The organism is Bacillus sp. FJAT-27445 (assembly GCF_001510665.1).
GTDB lineage: Bacteria > Bacillota > Bacilli > Bacillales > Cytobacillaceae > Bacillus_D.
Map to the genome: position 1 here is coordinate 211,477 of NZ_LMTI01000001.1, position 16,537 is coordinate 228,013.

Annotated in this window: 13 protein-coding genes and 1 pseudogene; all 14 read left to right on the top strand. The window is 47.0% G+C overall.

The window, feature by feature from the left end; translation table 11 throughout:
* Positions 1-20 precede the first annotated feature (20 nt).
* The 14 genes and pseudogenes from pnp (at position 21) to AR337_RS01115 (ending at position 16,325) form a co-directional block, all read left to right on the top strand.
* Entirely contained in the window at positions 21-2,138 is a 2,118-nt protein-coding gene (gene pnp / locus AR337_RS01050; RefSeq protein ID WP_059170155.1) for a polyribonucleotide nucleotidyltransferase, read from the top strand.
* A 224-nt stretch (positions 2,139-2,362) separates the two neighbouring features.
* Positions 2,363-3,316, top strand: coding sequence for a polysaccharide deacetylase family protein (locus AR337_RS01055; RefSeq protein WP_156424269.1), 954 nt, complete (start codon positions 2,363-2,365; stop codon positions 3,314-3,316).
* A gap of 99 nt (positions 3,317-3,415) precedes the next feature.
* Positions 3,416-4,654 (top strand): pitrilysin family protein, encoded by a 1,239-nt coding sequence (locus tag AR337_RS01060; protein ID WP_059170157.1) that lies wholly within the window; start codon positions 3,416-3,418, stop codon positions 4,652-4,654.
* Between the two features lie 341 nt (positions 4,655-4,995).
* A pseudogene (locus AR337_RS01065) lies at positions 4,996-5,166 on the top strand (IS5/IS1182 family transposase); the annotation flags it as partial.
* Positions 5,167-5,382: 216 nt separating this feature from the next.
* A complete protein-coding gene (locus AR337_RS01070; protein ID WP_059170159.1) occupies positions 5,383-5,634 on the top strand; it encodes a YlmC/YmxH family sporulation protein in 252 nt (83 codons plus the stop codon).
* Between the two features lie 163 nt (positions 5,635-5,797).
* Positions 5,798-6,700 carry a dipicolinic acid synthetase subunit A gene (dpaA, locus tag AR337_RS01075; RefSeq protein ID WP_082686832.1) on the top strand — a complete coding sequence of 301 codons (903 nt, stop codon included), beginning with the start codon at positions 5,798-5,800 and terminating at the stop codon, positions 6,698-6,700.
* A complete protein-coding gene (gene dpaB, locus AR337_RS01080) occupies positions 6,697-7,290 on the top strand; it encodes a dipicolinate synthase subunit B (RefSeq protein ID WP_059170160.1) in 594 nt (197 codons plus the stop codon). The genes dpaA and dpaB overlap by 4 nt, the downstream gene beginning before the upstream one ends.
* Before the next feature lie 209 nt (positions 7,291-7,499).
* A complete protein-coding gene (asd, locus tag AR337_RS01085) occupies positions 7,500-8,555 on the top strand; it encodes an aspartate-semialdehyde dehydrogenase (protein ID WP_059170161.1) in 1,056 nt (351 codons plus the stop codon).
* A gap of 46 nt (positions 8,556-8,601) precedes the next feature.
* On the top strand, positions 8,602-9,849 hold the full coding sequence (gene dapG, locus AR337_RS01090; protein WP_059170162.1) for an aspartate kinase: 1,248 nt from the start codon (positions 8,602-8,604) through the stop codon (positions 9,847-9,849).
* A 99-nt stretch (positions 9,850-9,948) separates the two neighbouring features.
* On the top strand, positions 9,949-10,830 hold the full coding sequence (gene dapA, locus AR337_RS01095) for a 4-hydroxy-tetrahydrodipicolinate synthase (protein ID WP_059170163.1): 882 nt from the start codon (positions 9,949-9,951) through the stop codon (positions 10,828-10,830).
* 226 nt (positions 10,831-11,056) lie between these two features.
* Positions 11,057-12,724 carry a ribonuclease J gene (locus AR337_RS01100; protein ID WP_059170164.1) on the top strand — a complete coding sequence of 556 codons (1,668 nt, stop codon included), beginning with the start codon at positions 11,057-11,059 and terminating at the stop codon, positions 12,722-12,724.
* 135 nt (positions 12,725-12,859) lie between these two features.
* Positions 12,860-13,591 carry a ClpP family protease gene (locus tag AR337_RS01105; RefSeq protein ID WP_156424306.1) on the top strand — a complete coding sequence of 244 codons (732 nt, stop codon included), beginning with the start codon at positions 12,860-12,862 and terminating at the stop codon, positions 13,589-13,591.
* Positions 13,588-13,794 carry a YlzJ-like family protein gene (locus AR337_RS01110; protein ID WP_059170166.1) on the top strand — a complete coding sequence of 69 codons (207 nt, stop codon included), beginning with the start codon at positions 13,588-13,590 and terminating at the stop codon, positions 13,792-13,794. Before AR337_RS01105 ends, AR337_RS01110 begins: the two co-directional genes overlap by 4 nt.
* Positions 13,795-13,970: 176 nt before the next feature.
* Positions 13,971-16,325, top strand: a complete 2,355-nt coding sequence (locus AR337_RS01115; RefSeq protein ID WP_059170167.1) for a DNA translocase FtsK — start codon at positions 13,971-13,973, stop codon at positions 16,323-16,325.
* The last annotated feature ends 212 nt before the right edge of the window (positions 16,326-16,537 follow it).

Genomic DNA, 16,537 nt, shown 5'->3' on the forward strand with positions numbered 1-16,537 from the left:
GAAAGAGGGGTAATAACTATATGGAATCACCGAAACAAGAGTTTTCCATTGACTGGGCGGGAAGAAAGTTAACCGTTGAAATTGGCCAGCTTGCAAAGCAGGCGAATGGCGCCGCCCTTGTACGATATGGGGATACAGCCGTTCTTAGCACGGCAACTGCTTCTAAAGAACCAAAAAACTTGGACTTTTTCCCGCTTACAGTAAATTACGAAGAACGTCTATATGCAGTCGGGAAAATCCCAGGCGGATTTATCAAGCGCGAAGGCCGGCCGAGTGAAAAAGCAATCCTCGCAAGCCGCCTAATTGACCGCCCGATTCGCCCATTGTTTGCAGAGGGCTTCCGGAATGATGTTCAAGTTATTAGCATCGTAATGAGTGTTGACCAGGATTGTCCGTCTGATATGGCTGCAATGTTTGGTTCTTCTCTTGCTTTGTGTGTTTCGGACATCCCGTTTGAAGGCCCGATTGCTGGGGTTATCGTGGGACGTGTGGATGGCAAGTTTGTCATCAACCCAACTGTCGAGCAAAGCGAGAAGAGTGACATCCATTTGGCTGTAGCCGGAACAAGGGATGCCATTAACATGGTTGAAGCAGGCGCCTTGGAAGTGTCGGAAGATGTCATGCTCGAAGCAATTATGTTCGGACATGATGAAATAAAGCGCCTTATTGAATTCCAGGACGAGATCATTAAGGCTTGCGGGAAAGAAAAGCGTGAAATTTCCCTGTACCAAGTTGATCAGGAATTGAAGGCTGAAGTCCTTGAGACTTGCGAAAAAGATATGATAAACGCTATCCAGGTACAGGAAAAGCATGCCCGTGAAGCCGCCATTAAAGAAGTGAAGGACCATGTCCTCGCTAAATATATTGAACAGGAAGCAAAAGACGAAGTTATTAAGCAGGTTAAACAAATTCTGGACAAGCTTGTGAAGGATGAGGTCCGCCGCCTGATTACAGAGGAAAAAGTGCGCCCAGACGGACGTGGAGTGGATGAAATCCGCCCATTGTCTTCTCAGGTCGGCATTTTGCCGCGTACCCATGGCTCAGGCCTGTTCACCCGCGGCCAAACACAGGCTCTTAGCATTTGTACACTTGGCGCAATGGGAGACGTGCAAATCCTTGATGGCTTAGGCCTTGAAGAAGAAAAAAGGTTCATGCATCATTATAACTTCCCGCTCTTCTCTGTAGGAGAAACAGGTCCAATCAGGGGCCCTGGCCGAAGGGAAATTGGGCACGGGGCACTCGGCGAAAGAGCGCTTGAGCCTGTCATCCCATCCGAAAAGGACTTCCCTTACACAATCCGCCTTGTATCCGAGGTTCTAGAATCAAATGGTTCAACCTCCCAGGCGAGTATTTGCGCAAGCACCCTTGCCATGATGGATGCCGGGGTGCCAATCAAGGCTCCAGTGGCGGGTATAGCAATGGGACTTATAAAATCCGGGGAACATTATTCGGTGTTAACAGATATCCAGGGGATGGAAGACCATCTTGGCGATATGGATTTCAAGGTAGCTGGAACGGCAAAGGGTGTTACGGCTCTTCAAATGGACATCAAGATTGAAGGCCTATCCCGCGAGATTCTCCAGGAGGCACTTGAGCAGGCGCAAAAAGGAAGAATGCAAATCCTTGATTCCATGCTTGCCACTATTTCTGAGCCAAGGGAACAATTGTCTCAATATGCGCCTAAGATCCTGACAATGATGATCAATCCGGACAAGATCCGTGATGTCATCGGACCTAGCGGTAAACAAATCAATAAAATCATTGAAGAAACCGGCGTTAAAATAGATATTGAGCAGGATGGTACGGTATTCATTGCTTCTACAAATGAAGAAATGAATCAAAAGGCTAAGAAAATCATTGAAGATATTGTCCGTGAAGTAGTTGTTGGTGAATATTATCTAGGAAAAGTGAAGCGAATTGAAAAGTTCGGCTGCTTCGTAGAAATATTTGCCGGCAAAGATGGACTTGTCCACATTTCCGAACTTGCTGAGGAAAGGGTTGGAAAAGTGGAAGACGTCGTTAAAATTGGCGATGAGATGCTTGTCAAGGTAACCGAAATCGATCGCCAGGGCAGGGTGAACCTTTCGAGGAAAGCCGTGCTGAAGGAACAGCGCGAAAAAGCTGAACAACAGAAGTAAATAAATTTGCTTCAGTCAGCTGACAGTCTTTATTAATTCGCCTGTATATTAAAATCCAAATGAAGCCAGGGGGTACCCCTGGCTTTTTGATAATGGATAAATACATAAAAAATTTGCAGCCGAGACTGTGAATCCGGCACTTAAAGGTAGTGAAGCCGTTCGTCCTGATGGCTTGTTCTACTCGCTGATCCCCATACATACTGTGTATGGAGGAGGGATCAGCAATGAAACGAATTGTTTTTTTTATGGCAGCTTTTTTGCTTACATATTCGATTGTGAACAGCCATTTAGTGGAAGAATATATAGACTCATTAAAAACTGGCGGTATTTCTGTTGCAAGGCAGGGAGACGCTTTATACGAGGGAATTTTAGCGGTAGCTGATGAGAGCAGAGTAGCCCCCGAGGATGCAAAAATTGATAAAGTGTGGAAAGCGATCCCGGGCTACAATGGGCTTGAGGTTGATATTCCCGCCTCTTATCGAAAAATGAAATCAGCCGGAAAATTCGAAAAGAAAAAGCTTGTTTATAAAGAAATCAAACCAGAGGTCCATTTAGGGCAGCTTCCGCCAGCACCAGTATACAAAGGCCACCCTTCAAAGCCGATGGTATCGCTCGCCGTCAATGTGGCTTGGGGCAACGAATATCTCCCAGATATGCTAGCAGTTTTAAAAGAACACAACGTCCTTGCCAGTTTTTTTCTTGAGGGGAATTGGGTAAAGAAGAATCCAGAGCTAGCAAAAATGATAGCCGATGCCGGCCACGAAATTGGAAACCACTCATACTCCCATGCAGATATGAAGAAAATCTCAAAAGATAAGGCATTAGAGGAACTCAGGAAAACGAATGAAGTTATAAAAGCGACAACCGGCATCAAATGTGTTTGGTTTGCCCCTCCAAGCGGGAGCATTGGGCTAGATACCGCAACGATTGCTGCTGAAATGGGGCTTGGGACCGTTATGTGGACAGTTGATACGATTGATTGGAGAAAACCGAGTCCAGAAACGATTCTGAACAGGGTTTCTTCAAGGGTTGGAAACGGATCGATTATCCTCATGCATCCGACAGAACCAACTGCAAAAGCTCTAGAACGGATGATCTTGTCTATAAAAGAAAAGAAGCTAAAAATAGCCCCGATTTCGGAAATGCTTTCGGAAAAAAGAGCAGGAATGGTTGAATAACACCCTATAAAATCCGCTAAAATTTGGAGAAATGGTTCCGAACATGTAAAATGATTTCAGAGCTAGCCGCAGCAGTTGTCCAAGAACAGGAGGAATTCGATGATTAAGAAATATACTTGCCAAAATGGTGTACGAGTTGTACTAGAGAACATTCCTACGGTCAGGTCCGTGGCGATCGGTGTCTGGATTGGAACAGGTTCCAGAAATGAGGTGCCGGAAAACAACGGAATATCACACTTTTTGGAGCACATGTTCTTTAAGGGAACAAAAACACGTACAGCCCGGGAAATAGCCGAATCATTCGACAGCATCGGCGGCCAGGTAAATGCCTTTACTTCGAAGGAATATACTTGCTATTATGCAAAGGTACTTGATACACATGCGGATTTCGCCCTTGAAATCCTTTCTGATATGTTTTTTAATTCAATCTTCGACAGCGAAGAACTTAAGAAAGAAAAGAATGTTGTTTTGGAAGAAATCAAAATGTATGACGACACGCCAGATGACATCGTCCATGACCTATTAAGCAAAGCGGTCTATGAAAACCATCCGCTTGGCTATCCGATTCTTGGAACAGAGTCGACGCTTGAAACGTTTACAGGTGACAGGCTAAATGACTATATTTTCAACCACTATACCCCTGGAAATGTCGTCATATCGATCGCAGGGAATATTTCCGACGCTTTTATCGCCCAGGTGGAAAAACAATTTGGTTCCTATGAGGGCGGCCATCCGGAAATTCGGGAAAACAAACCAGTTTTCCATGCGAACCGGCTATCCCGAAAAAAAGAGACCGAGCAGGCCCATCTATGCATCGGATATGAAGGGCTGCAAGTGGGCCATGAAGATATTTACAGCCTTATCGTGTTAAATAGTATACTTGGCGGAAGCATGAGCAGCCGGTTGTTCCAGGATGTCCGCGAACAGCGGGGGCTAGCCTATTCGGTTTTTTCCTACCATTCGGCTTACCAGGACAGCGGGATGGTGACGATTTATGGAGGGACTGGCGCGAAGCAGCTGGATTTACTCTATGAAACAATTCAAGAAACACTAGATACCCTGAAGAGGGATGGGATTACAGAAAGGGAGCTTGTAAACAGCAAGGAACAGCTGAAGGGGAGCCTGATGCTAAGCCTTGAAAGTACAAACAGCCGGATGAGCCGAAACGGGAAAAACGAGTTGCTGCTGAAGCATCATCGCTCACTCGATGAAATCATTGAGCTGATTGACAGCGTCAGTAAAGAAGGCGTGGACGGGTTGGCAAACTCCCTTTTTACAGACCATTTTTCCGTAGCGCTAATCAGCCCGGACGGAGAACTGCCGGCAAAACTGAAATAACACTTACAAAGCCGTTGCTAATGCAATGGCTTTCAGACTGTAGACAAACTCGACAAGTTTCGGATTTGCCTACAGTCTTTTTTAATTAAAATATACATTGAATTGACAGTGCGTCTAGATTTCCACTCCGGGTGGACGCTTTCCGCGGGCGGGGCCGAGCCGCTTCCCTCGCTACGCTCAGTCCAGGGTCTCGACTATCCTGCTATTCCCGCAGGACAAACAGCTTCCCCGAATAAGCTTTGCACGAAGGAAATGCGGTAGCATTTTCGAGGAGTCGCCACCCTCCATTCCAATCAACTAAAATTCCCGTTAAATAAAGAATAAGTATTAGGTGACCGGCCATGATGACTAAAAATCAAGCCAATGAACGTGAACAATTAGAAATGTTGACCATTGACCAGTTGGTTCCAGAAAATCATTTAGTACGCAAGCTGGAATCGGCCATTGACTTTTTATTCATTTATCCCTTGGGAGAACAGTTGTACCCCGAGCTAGGCCGGCCTAGTATTGAATCATTCGCCAAACCAATAAAGAGGTTGAGACCAACATGGATGTAGGTGGTTTTTAGAGTTTGGTTTCACTCGGAAGTTCCGCACGGTTACCGATAATCGAATGCACAGAGTTACAGCTTATTTGAGGAGCTTCGATTTCTCCTTTGTCCTTCTCTATAGTCTATTTTGCCATGGATGGCTATACACTAGTAAAAGAATACAAGGGGGGCGAAGACAATGAGGCTTAGCGAGCTGAGCGGCAAGGAAATTGTTGATGTAAAGAAGGCGGAGAGGCTGGGTGTCCTTGGGCAGACGGACCTCGAAATTAATGAGCAGACAGGGCAAATCCAGGCATTGCTGATTCCTTCCCTAAAATGGTTCGGGCTCCGCAAGCAGGGAGATGAAATACGTGTCCAATGGAAGCATATTAAAAAAATTGGCGCTGATATGATAATCATTGATTTTCCGGGCGAAGGCGGAGAGGACTAACCTCCTAACGAGCAGGAAAAAGAATAGTGGACGGCATCCGCATCTTCCTTAGAAGCGGGTGCCGTTTTCGTTATTCACCGAAAAGGGCTCACCTTCATAAACTGTTAAGTAGCCATGAGGACATGGGAAAAGATTGATTCTGGAAAAGAAGGTGAAGGGGATCATGCTGACAGGGATGCAGATAGCCATCATCGGCGGGGATGCCAGGCAGCTGGAAATCATCAGGAAGCTGACCGAACTGGACGCAAAACTATCGCTAATCGGATTCGAGCAATTGGATCATGCCTTTACAGGGGCACACAAGGAAAAACTTGCTGAAGCTGATTTTTCTGAAATGGACGCGCTAATTCTCCCTGTTTCGGGAACGAGCATGGAAGGTCTGGTTGAAACGATTTTTTCGAATGAACAGGTAATTTTGAGTGAAGAATGCTTTGCCAAAACTCCTGAAACATGCACGGTGTATACAGGTATTACCAACCCATATTTAACCGGAATAAGCAAACAGGCAAAAAGGCGGCTTGTCCAATTATTTGAACGGGATGATGTCGCGATTTATAATTCCATTCCAACCGTCGAGGGAACGATCATGATGGCCATCCAGCATACCGATATCACCATCCATGGATCAAACGTGGCTGTGTTGGGACTTGGAAGGACTGGGATGAGTGTGGCGAGGGCATTTTCGGCACTCGGTGCAAAGGTGAAAGTAGGGGCGAGGAAAACTGAACATTTGGCCAGGATTAGCGAAATGGCGCTTAAGCCCTTCCATTTATCGGACATAGAAAGGGAATTAAGTGACGTGGATATTGTAATCAATACGATTCCCCATCCAATCGTCAGCGCGTCGGTAATCTCAAAAATGGCCGTGCACACTTTGATCATCGATTTAGCATCAAAGCCCGGAGGAACGGATTTCCGCTATGCAGAAAAAAGAGGCATAAAAGCGCTTTTGGCACCGGGGCTTCCGGGAATAGTGGCTCCAAAGACGGCAGGCCAGATATTGGCGAATGTACTCACTCAATTGCTTCAAAACGACCTCAAGAATCGAAAGGGGAAAGCGGTATGAATCTAAAGGGAAGAAAAATCGGGTTCGGGCTAACAGGTTCCCATTGTACGTATGATGCTGTATTTCCGGAAATGGAAAAGCTGGTCGAAGCTGGTGCCGAGGTCGTCCCTATTGTCACATTTACAGTGAAGAATACAGAGACGCGCTTTGGGAAGGGCGAGGACTGGATTGAGAGGATTGAAAAGCTGGCTGGTAGGCGAGTGATCGATTCGATTGTAACCGCAGAACCGCTAGGGCCAAAGGAGCCTCTTGATTGTATGGTGATCGCGCCGATGACCGGAGCCTCAATGAGCAAATTCGCGAATGCAATCAATGATTCCCCGGTCCTGATGGCGGCGAAGGCTACCTTAAGGAACCAGAAGCCTGTTGTCCTTGGGATATCGACAAATGATGCCCTTGGGCTGAATGGAGTGAACCTGATGCGGCTCATGTCCGCAAAGAATATATTTTTTATCCCCTTCGGACAAGACGACCCCATAAAAAAGCCTAATTCCATGGTCGCCAGAATGACCCTTTTAAAAGAAACGGTTGAATCGGCTATCAATGGAGTCCAGCTGCAGCCTGTTCTAGTGGAAAGATATTTGGACTAAATGCAACCAAATTACACCAGCCATGCACTTGAGTGTTTCATTGTCTGGTGAATATGATAAAATGTAGGAAAGTTTATCGGCGGGCAGTTGCCCGCTGATGTGCTTTTCTACATACAGGGTTTGAACGGCCGGCTGCACGTCCAGGATACCTTGCATACATTAAATAATTTAAGCCTTAAAAGCTTTTTGACGGAAGGGGTTTATGAAACATGAATGGTCAAACTGGATTGAATGTGGCTGTCGTCGGTGCAACGGGCGCTGTTGGCCAGCAAATGATTGAAACACTTGTAAAGAGGGATTTTCCAATAAAAAAACTAGTCCTGCTTTCATCTTCCCGTTCAGCTGGGAAGAAAGTGACAGTAAATGGGGTTGAACATGTCATCCAGGAGGCCAGGCCCGAGAGCTTTGAAGGCATCGATATCGCCCTGTTCAGCGCGGGAGGAAGTGTATCAAAGGAGCTTGCACCCGAAGCCGCAAAGCGGGGAGCCATTGTCATTGACAATACAAGTGCATTCCGGATGGATCTGGAAGTGCCTCTAGTCGTTCCGGAAGTAAATGAAGAGGATGTCCATACACATAAGGGAATTATTGCAAATCCAAACTGTTCAACCATTCAAATGGTTGTAGCGCTTGAGCCTATTCGTAAAAAATATGGGTTGAAAAAAATAATTGTTTCTACTTACCAGGCGGTTTCCGGAGCCGGCGCGGCTGCAATTGACGAACTGAAGGCCGAGACAAAAGCAATCCTGGCCGGGGACGAGTATACTCCGAAGGTTCTTCCTGTAAAAAGTGCAGACAGGCATTATCAAATTGCTTTCAACGTAATTCCGCAGATTGACCAATTTGAGGAGAATGGCTACACTTTTGAAGAACTAAAAATGATTAATGAAACAAAAAAAATCATGCACGACCAAAAACTTCAGGTAGCCGCTACCTGTGTAAGGCTCCCGGTCGAGACCGGCCATTCAGAGTCGGTTTATTTTGAAATCGAATCCGAAGGCGTTTCCGCCAATGACATCAAGGAGCTTTTGAAAGAGGCTCCGGGTGTTGTCCTGCAGGATGATCCGGCCAACCAGGTATATCCGATGCCAGCAGATTGCGTGGGAAAACCAGACGTATTTGTTGGCAGGGTTAGAAATGACCTCGATAACACCAAAGGATTCCACATGTGGGTCGTTTCAGACAATCTTGTTAAGGGAGCCGCATGGAATTCTGTCCAGATTGCCGAAAGCCTTGTGCGTCTGGGCGTTGTTGGAGAGAAATAGAACCGGCTATAAGTTGGTGAATACAAAGCAGTTTTGAGGTGCTTGAATGAAAGTAATTGTCCAGAAGTTTGGCGGGACTTCCGTCAGGAACGAAGAGAGCAGGCAAAATGCCAAGAGGCACATAGAGAAGGCCCTTTCGGAGGGGTATAAGGTTGTCGTCGTCGTATCCGCGATGGGCCGCAAAGGCGACCCTTATGCCACTGACACGCTATTATCCCTTCTGGAAGGGAGCATCGGGAAAATCAGCAGGCGGGAAATCGATATGCTCATGTCCTGCGGCGAAATTATTTCAAGTATTGTCTTCACATCTCTTCTGCTTCAATCCGGAATTAAAGCCATTGCAATGAACGGCGCCCAGGCGGGTTTCCGGACGAACGATGACCATACGAACGCAAAGATAATTGAAATGCAATGCGATCGTCTGGCAGAGGAACTGAATGATGCGGATGTCGCCGTTGTTGCTGGTTTTCAGGGCATTGCCAAAAACGGGGATGTGACGACCATCGGCAGAGGTGGGAGCGATACTTCCGCTGCTGCAATTGGAGCTGCGCTTGGTGCCGAGTGGATTGACATTTTTACGGATGTGGAAGGGATTATGACTGCCGATCCCCGTATTGCTGAAAATGCAAGGCCGCTGCCAGTGGTTACCTATACGGAGGTTTGCAACCTGGCGTATCAGGGTGCGAAAGTAATCCATCCGCGTGCGGTCGAGATCGCCATGCAGGCAAAGGTACCAATGCGAATCCGGTCAACATACTCGGACGGTCCGGGCACGCTTGTCACCAGCCAGGCAAAAACAAGCGCGGGCAGTGATATTAAGGAGCGTCCGGTTACGGGAATTGCCCATGTACCTAATGTTACCCAGCTAAAAGTTTTCGCGCGTGAAGGCCAGTACGACCTTCAATCCGAAGTCTTTAGAGCAATGGCGAATGAAAGGATATCTGTTGATTTTATCAATATCTCGCCGAATGGCGTTGTCTATACAGTTTCAGAGGATGCGGCAGATAAAGCGATTTCCGTCCTGAACAGTATTGGCCATGAGCCATCAGTTGAGAGGAACTGTGCCAAAGTGTCTGTGGTCGGTGCCGGAATGGCCGGTGTCCCAGGTGTAACCGCGAGAATCGTAACGGCTCTTGCCGGACAAGGAATCCGTATTCTTCAATCGGCGGACAGCCATACTACCATCTGGGTCCTCGTAAAGCAGGACGACCTTGTAAAAGCAGTCAATGCCCTGCATGATGCATTTCAGCTGGAAAATGAAGCCGCGGAATTTGAAAGGCCTGATGGATTTTAAAAGCATTGACAGATGCTGCTTAATAAATGAATAATACAAAGATATCAAGCCGGCAGGTGCCTTGCCTGCTAAAAACCAAACAAAGGACGGGGGAAGACAATGATTCATTTTGGCAGAGTTTCGACTGCAATGGTAACTCCTTTTGACAAAAAGGGGCATATTGATTTCCAAAAGACGACTCAATTGATTAACCATTTAATCGAAAATGGTACTGATTCGCTAGTAATCGCGGGGACAACAGGCGAATCCCCTACATTATCAAAAGAGGAAAAGCTCGCGTTATTCAACCATGCGGTTAAAACAGTGGCGGGCAGGATTCCTGTCATCGCCGGCACAGGAAGCAACAATACGTACGAATCAATTGAAATGACAAAAAAAGCCGAGCAGCTTGGCGTAGACGCCATCATGGTGGTTGCGCCTTATTACAACAAACCAAACCAGGAAGGCCTCTATCAGCATTTCAAAGCAGTGGCGGAAAGCACATCGCTGCCTGTAATGGTTTACAATATTCCTGGCCGGGCGGCTGTTAATATTGCTCCCGAAACAATCATCCGCCTGTCAGCCATTCAAAATATCGTAGCAGTGAAGGAAGCAAGCGGCGACTTGAATGCCATGACAAAAATCATCGCAAATACACCAGAAGATTTCATCCTTTACAGCGGTGACGATGGCATCACATTGCCTGTCCTTTCTATCGGCGGGTATGGCGTCGTATCGGTTGCTTCGCATATAATCGGCAATGAAATGCAGGAAATGGTTAAGGCATTTTTGGCTAAAGATCTGGAAAGGGCAGCAAAACTGCACCAGCAGCTCCTGCCGGTCATGCAGGGCCTCTTTGCGGCTCCAAGCCCGGCCCCAGTCAAAACCGCCCTGCAGCTCAAAGGGCTGGATGTTGGGTCAGTAAGGCTTCCACTCGTTCCATTGAGCGTTGAAGAGCGTTCCACATTGTCGGCTGTGCTTGGAATTCACCAGCCATCCTAAAGTTTTGTAAGCGATTATGAAATGGCAGCAGGCGTATGATATGGCCTGCTGCCTTATTTTGTGGTAATACATTCATTTTTTAACAAAATCGATGGGTTTGTACATGGCAGGTTTTTCACTTCTGGCACGAGGGAAAGGGAATAGAGTTGTAAAGATTTTCCGCATTCAAGTATAATGATGGTAACTGATCTAAGGTCGGCTAAATCACCATAGGAGGAAACAGAAATTGGCAAAGAAAAAGAATAAAAATATTAGGATCGTCGCCCTGGGAGGCGTAGGAGAAATCGGGAAGAATATGTTCCTGTGCGAGGTGGACAGGGATATCTTTGTTATCGATGCAGGCTTAATGTTCCCCGAGGATGAAATGCTTGGCATTGATATTGTGATTCCGGATATCACCTACTTGCTCGAAAACAAGGAAAGGGTAAAGGCGGTTTTCCTTTCCCATGGCCACGAGGACCATATTGGGGCATTGTCCTACATCCTAAGGCAATTAAAAGTTCCTGTTTATGGGACGGAACTGACACTGGCGCTAGCCAATGCAAAGCTTAAAGAGCAGGAGTTTAAAGGGAAAACGGATTTTATCGAAATCAATTCGGATTCCATTGTTGAAATTGGAGGCGTGAATGTCTCATTTTTCAAGACAAACCACAGCATCCCTGGCTCAGTCGGGATATGCATTAACACTTCAGAAGGAGCTATAGTCTATACGGGCGACTTTAAATTTGACCAGGGTGCGACAGAGCTGTACAAGCCTGAAATCGGCAAAATGGCCGCAATTGGCGAGAATGGCGTGCTTTGCCTTCTTTCCGACAGCACCGAAGCCGAAAAGCCTGGGTATACCACGTCCGAGGCAATTGTCGCAAGGGAAATGTGCGACACCTTCTATAGCGCACCCGGAAGGATTATTGCGGCATGCTTCGCTTCCGATATCAACCGGATTCAGCATATTTTCGATTCGGCCAGTGAAACAGGCAGGAAGGTCGCAGTAGTCGGTAAGAGCCTTGAACGCATCTACCATATTGCGGTAGAGCTTGGTTATTTGGATATTGCTGATGGCCTGATCATTCCGGCTGCTGAAATTGGAAACCATGCGGACAAGGAAGTTGTCATCCTTATGACGGGCTCACAGGGAGAACCGATTGAAGGCCTTCAGAAGATGGCGAGAAAATCTCACAGGCTCGTTAATATTAAAGAAGGGGACACCGTCCTGATTGCCGCATCCACGTTGCGCGGAAGCGAGCTATTTCTTTCAAAGACCGTTGATCTACTGCTCCGTGCAGGCGCGAATGTTGTCTCGAACAGAAAGACCATCCACGTATCAAGCCACGGGAGCCAGGAAGAGCTTAAATTTATGATCAATTTGATGAAGCCAAAGCTTTTCATACCAGTCCATGGGGAATACCGAATGCTCAAGGCACATGAAAAGATTGCGCGTGAATGCGGCCTATCACGGGATCAAATTTACATTCCCGATAACGGCGAAGTTGTCGAGCTAAAGGACGGAAAGTTTGTACCGGGAGGAAAAGTTACGTCCGGCAATGTCCTGATCGATGGTATTGGTGTGGGAGATGTCGGCAATATCGTCCTTCGAGACCGCAGGCTTCTGTCTCAGGATGGCACTTTGATTGTCGTCGTCACCCTATCCAGGAAAGAGCGGAAAATCCTTGCAGGGCCAGAGATAATTTCTCGAGGCTTCGTCTATGTTCGTGAATCGGAAAAACTGATGGAAGAGTCCGGAAAACTGGTTAGGGATATTGTCGAAAAAAACATTTCGCGAGATTTCTTTGATTGGACCAGCCTGAAACAGGAAATCCGCGATGACCTGAATAAATACCTATTTGAAAGAACAAAAAGGCGCCCAATGATTTTACCTATCATCATGGAAGCGTAAAACTAAGCATCGGCTAATTGCCGATGCTTTTGTTCTTTTATACGTATGGATGATTTTCTCCCGGTGGTTCAATACTATCCCTATATGAACCGAAGGGAGATTAATCACATGGACCACTTACTTCCATACGGACGGATGGCCGAACAAGCGGAGAACCCCAGCCAGGAAACAGAGGAAAAGCCAGGTTCCGCGCTGATTGAAAAAATCCAGCAGCTTGGGGCAACCAATGTTCCGCAGCTTTCGAACGATACTCGAATCCATTGTATGATCATAGTTGGACAAATCGAGGGCCATCTCGCATTGCCGCCGCAAAATAAAACAACTAAATATGAACATTTAATTCCCCAGCTCGTGGCGATCGAGCAAAACCCAAAAATAGAGGGACTTCTAGTCATTCTCAATACAGTTGGCGGGGATGTTGAAGCGGGATTGGCAATATCCGAAATGCTCGCCTCACTATCAAAGCCGACTGTCTCCATCGTATTGGGTGGAGGCCACTCGATCGGAGTACCGATTGCCGTATCCTGCGACTATAGCTTCATCGCCGAAACTGCCACAATGACAATCCATCCGATCCGCCTGACAGGGCTTGTGATTGGAGTACCTGCAACGTTTGAATATTTGGATAAAATGCAGGAAAGGGTCGTCAAGTTTGTGACCAGGCATTCAAATATTCCTGAAGAAACGTTTAAAGAGCTAATGTTTGCAAAAGGAAACCTGACCCGCGATATTGGGACAAATGTAGTTGGGGCTGATGCTGTGTCTAGCGGCCTGATCGATGAAGTGGGGGGGCTCGGCGTTGCGATGAAAAAGCTAAATGAGCTGATTGACATGCAAAAATCAGGGCAGGAGGCGCTGATCCAATGATTCTCTATACGATGATGCCAGAGGAACTGATATTCCCCCAGGTTGAAGCCACTCCACTAGGAAGGAAAATTATTGACCAGAATGGTATTTCGATGGAAGTTGAAGCATTTGGCGAGGGGTATAGGGTCGTTCGCTTACTAAGCACCGACCCAGCCCATTACATGGATGGCCGATGGGCTCCGGGGACAAAAATTTCACTGTAATCCTATGGTTCTGTCCAATCAAGGGGGCCTTTGTGGTATAATCAGGTTACGGTATAGGAAAATGGCATTTTCATGTTAAGCCGTTGTAAATGCCATACTGAATAAAGCAGCCGGAGGGCTGCTTGTTCTATTTTATGCGGTCCCTGGCCGCAGACTCATACATAAAGGTGATTTGAATGGCAAAAAAGAAACGAAGGCAATCACGCAGCAGAGATAAGGAACTAAAAACAACACTCAAATTCGAGCTGGCCGGGCTGGTCATGCTTGCTCTTTCTATTATTTCGATAGCGGAGCTTGGAGCGGTAGGGAATGGGGTTTCCCTGTTCTTCAGGTTCTGGTTCGGCGAATGGGGCATTGCCGGGATGGGGGGAATGCTTCTCTTGAGCATCATCATGATGTGGAAAAGAAGCATGCCGTATTTATTCCCGTCGAAGCTAGTAGGGGCATACCTCATCTTGTCCGCATTGCTCATCCTTAGCCACATAACGCTTTTTGGCATGCTTTCAAAAAATGGACAGTTTGAAAATCCTAGCGTCATAGCCAACACCTGGGATTTGTTTTGGAATGAAGTAAAGGGAACGCCGGCTTCCCCTGACCTTGGCGGGGGTATGATTGGTGCTGTCCTGTATGCCATGTTCCATTATCTCTTTGCCACAACTGGAACGAAGATTATTGCTGGCCTGCTCATTGCGAGCGGCTTAATTCTGATTACCGGGAAGACATTCGGTGAGGCACTCGGAAAATTATTTTCGTTAACCGCATCTGCCTATAAGACTCAGCTAGAGGCATTTAAGGCCGATTTGGCTGAATGGCAGGGAAAACGGAAACAGCGCAAGGAACAGCAAACGAAACAAAAGCGGGAAAAGGAAAAGAAACCTGTTGAAAAACAAATAGCCGAAAACAAAGAAATACAAGAAGCGGACGCTGACATTATTCCTGCCAAGCCTCCGGTACAAGAGCCAATCATTTCAAGCTTCATTGACAAGGCTTACGGAAGCGAAGGAAAGCAGGATGGGCAAAAAACGCAAAAGCCTGCTGCAGTCAATAAGGATTTGGAAGAGGAACTGGTTTCCCCGCCTATCACATTTGCTGAACTAGAGAACAAGTCGTATGAGCTACCGCCACTGTCTCTATTAACACTTCCGAGAAAGGCGGACCAAAGCGGGGAATACGAGCTCATCCACGCAAATGCCGCTAAGCTCGAGCGGACCTTCCATAGCTTTGGCGTCAAAGCAAGGGTGACCCAGGTACATCTTGGCCCAGCTGTCACAAAATATGAGGTCCATCCAGATGTCGGAGTAAAGGTAAGCAAAATTGTAAGTCTTAATGATGACCTCGCACTTGCACTGGCTGCTAAAGATATTAGGATTGAAGCTCCGATCCCGGGAAAGTCGGCGATAGGAATCGAGGTGCCAAACTCCGAGGTTTCGATGGTTGGCTTAAGGGAAGTACTCGAAGCAACCCAGAATGACCGCCCTGATTCCAAGCTCCTGATTGGGCTTGGCCGGGATATCACCGGGGAAGCCGTACTCGCAGAATTAAACAAGATGCCGCATCTTCTCGTAGCTGGCGCAACGGGAAGCGGAAAAAGTGTATGTATTAATGGAATCATAGTAAGCATCTTGATGCGGGCAAAGCCGCATGAAGTGAAATTAATGATGATCGATCCAAAGATGGTCGAATTGAATGTGTACAATGGGGTACCACATTTGCTGGCGCCAGTCGTGACAGATCCGAAAAAGGCATCACAAGCGTTGAAAAAAGTCGTGAATGAGATGGAGAGAAGGTACGAGCTATTTTCATTTACCGGAACTAGGAATATTGAGGGCTACAACGAACACGTAGGGCGCCATAATATGGAGGAGGATGATAAACAGCCATTGCTCCCATACATCGTCGTCATCGTTGATGAGCTCGCTGACCTAATGATGGTCGCTTCTTCAGATGTTGAGGACTCAATTACAAGGCTCGCTCAAATGGCCAGGGCAGCCGGAATTCATTTGATCATTGCCACCCAGCGGCCTTCTGTCGATGTAATAACTGGGGTAATAAAGGCAAACATACCATCGAGGATTGCCTTTGCGGTTTCTTCCCAGACGGATTCCAGGACAATACTTGACATGGGAGGAGCTGAAAAGCTTCTCGGGCGCGGTGATATGCTGTTCTTGCCTGTTGGTGCTTCAAAGCCAATCCGGGTCCAGGGTGCCTTTTTGTCAGATAATGAAGTCGAAGACACGGTAGAGTTTGTGATTTCACAGCAAAAAGCCCAGTACCAGGAGGAAATGATTCCGGACGATATCCAGGAAGTTACAGGTGAAGTAGATGATGAATTGTATCAGGAGGCAGTCGATTTGATTGTCGAAATGCAAACAGCTTCGGTCTCCATGCTGCAGCGGAGATTCAGGGTCGGCTATACACGGGCTGCAAGGCTAATTGATGAAATGGAAGCCCGTGGGGTTGTCGGCCCATACGAAGGAAGCAAGCCAAGGGCTGTCCTCGTAGCAAAGCAAGCGGAAGAAGCAGGTCATTAATTTGAGTATGAGAAGGAAGCCGGAAATCCGGCTTCTCAGACTGTAGACAAACTCGAAGAGTGGGTTTGCCTACAGTCTTTTTTAATTTAAAATATAAATTGAAATGACAATGCGGCTCTAGATTTCCATTCCGGGTGGACGCTTTCCACGGGCGGGGCCGAGCCGCTTCCCTCGCTACGCTCAGTCCAGGGTCTCGACTATCCCGCTATTCC

What these genes read in the sequence shown, in the direction of transcription:
- dapA (WP_059170163.1), top strand. Translation starts at nt 9,949, where the DNA reads ATGATTCATTTTGGCAGAGTTTCGACTGCAATGGTAACTCCTTTTGAC.
- dpaA (WP_082686832.1), top strand. Translation starts at nt 5,798, where the DNA reads ATGCTGACAGGGATGCAGATAGCCATCATCGGCGGGGATGCCAGGCAG.
- AR337_RS01060 (WP_059170157.1), top strand. Translation starts at nt 3,416, where the DNA reads ATGATTAAGAAATATACTTGCCAAAATGGTGTACGAGTTGTACTAGAG.
- asd (WP_059170161.1), top strand. Translation starts at nt 7,500, where the DNA reads ATGAATGGTCAAACTGGATTGAATGTGGCTGTCGTCGGTGCAACGGGC.
- AR337_RS01055 (WP_156424269.1), top strand. Translation starts at nt 2,363, where the DNA reads ATGAAACGAATTGTTTTTTTTATGGCAGCTTTTTTGCTTACATATTCG.
- AR337_RS01070 (WP_059170159.1), top strand. Translation starts at nt 5,383, where the DNA reads ATGAGGCTTAGCGAGCTGAGCGGCAAGGAAATTGTTGATGTAAAGAAG.
- AR337_RS01105 (WP_156424306.1), top strand. Translation starts at nt 12,860, where the DNA reads ATGGCCGAACAAGCGGAGAACCCCAGCCAGGAAACAGAGGAAAAGCCA.
- dpaB (WP_059170160.1), top strand. Translation starts at nt 6,697, where the DNA reads ATGAATCTAAAGGGAAGAAAAATCGGGTTCGGGCTAACAGGTTCCCAT.
- AR337_RS01115 (WP_059170167.1), top strand. Translation starts at nt 13,971, where the DNA reads ATGGCAAAAAAGAAACGAAGGCAATCACGCAGCAGAGATAAGGAACTA.
- pnp (WP_059170155.1), top strand. Translation starts at nt 21, where the DNA reads ATGGAATCACCGAAACAAGAGTTTTCCATTGACTGGGCGGGAAGAAAG.
- dapG (WP_059170162.1), top strand. Translation starts at nt 8,602, where the DNA reads ATGAAAGTAATTGTCCAGAAGTTTGGCGGGACTTCCGTCAGGAACGAA.
- AR337_RS01110 (WP_059170166.1), top strand. Translation starts at nt 13,588, where the DNA reads ATGATTCTCTATACGATGATGCCAGAGGAACTGATATTCCCCCAGGTT.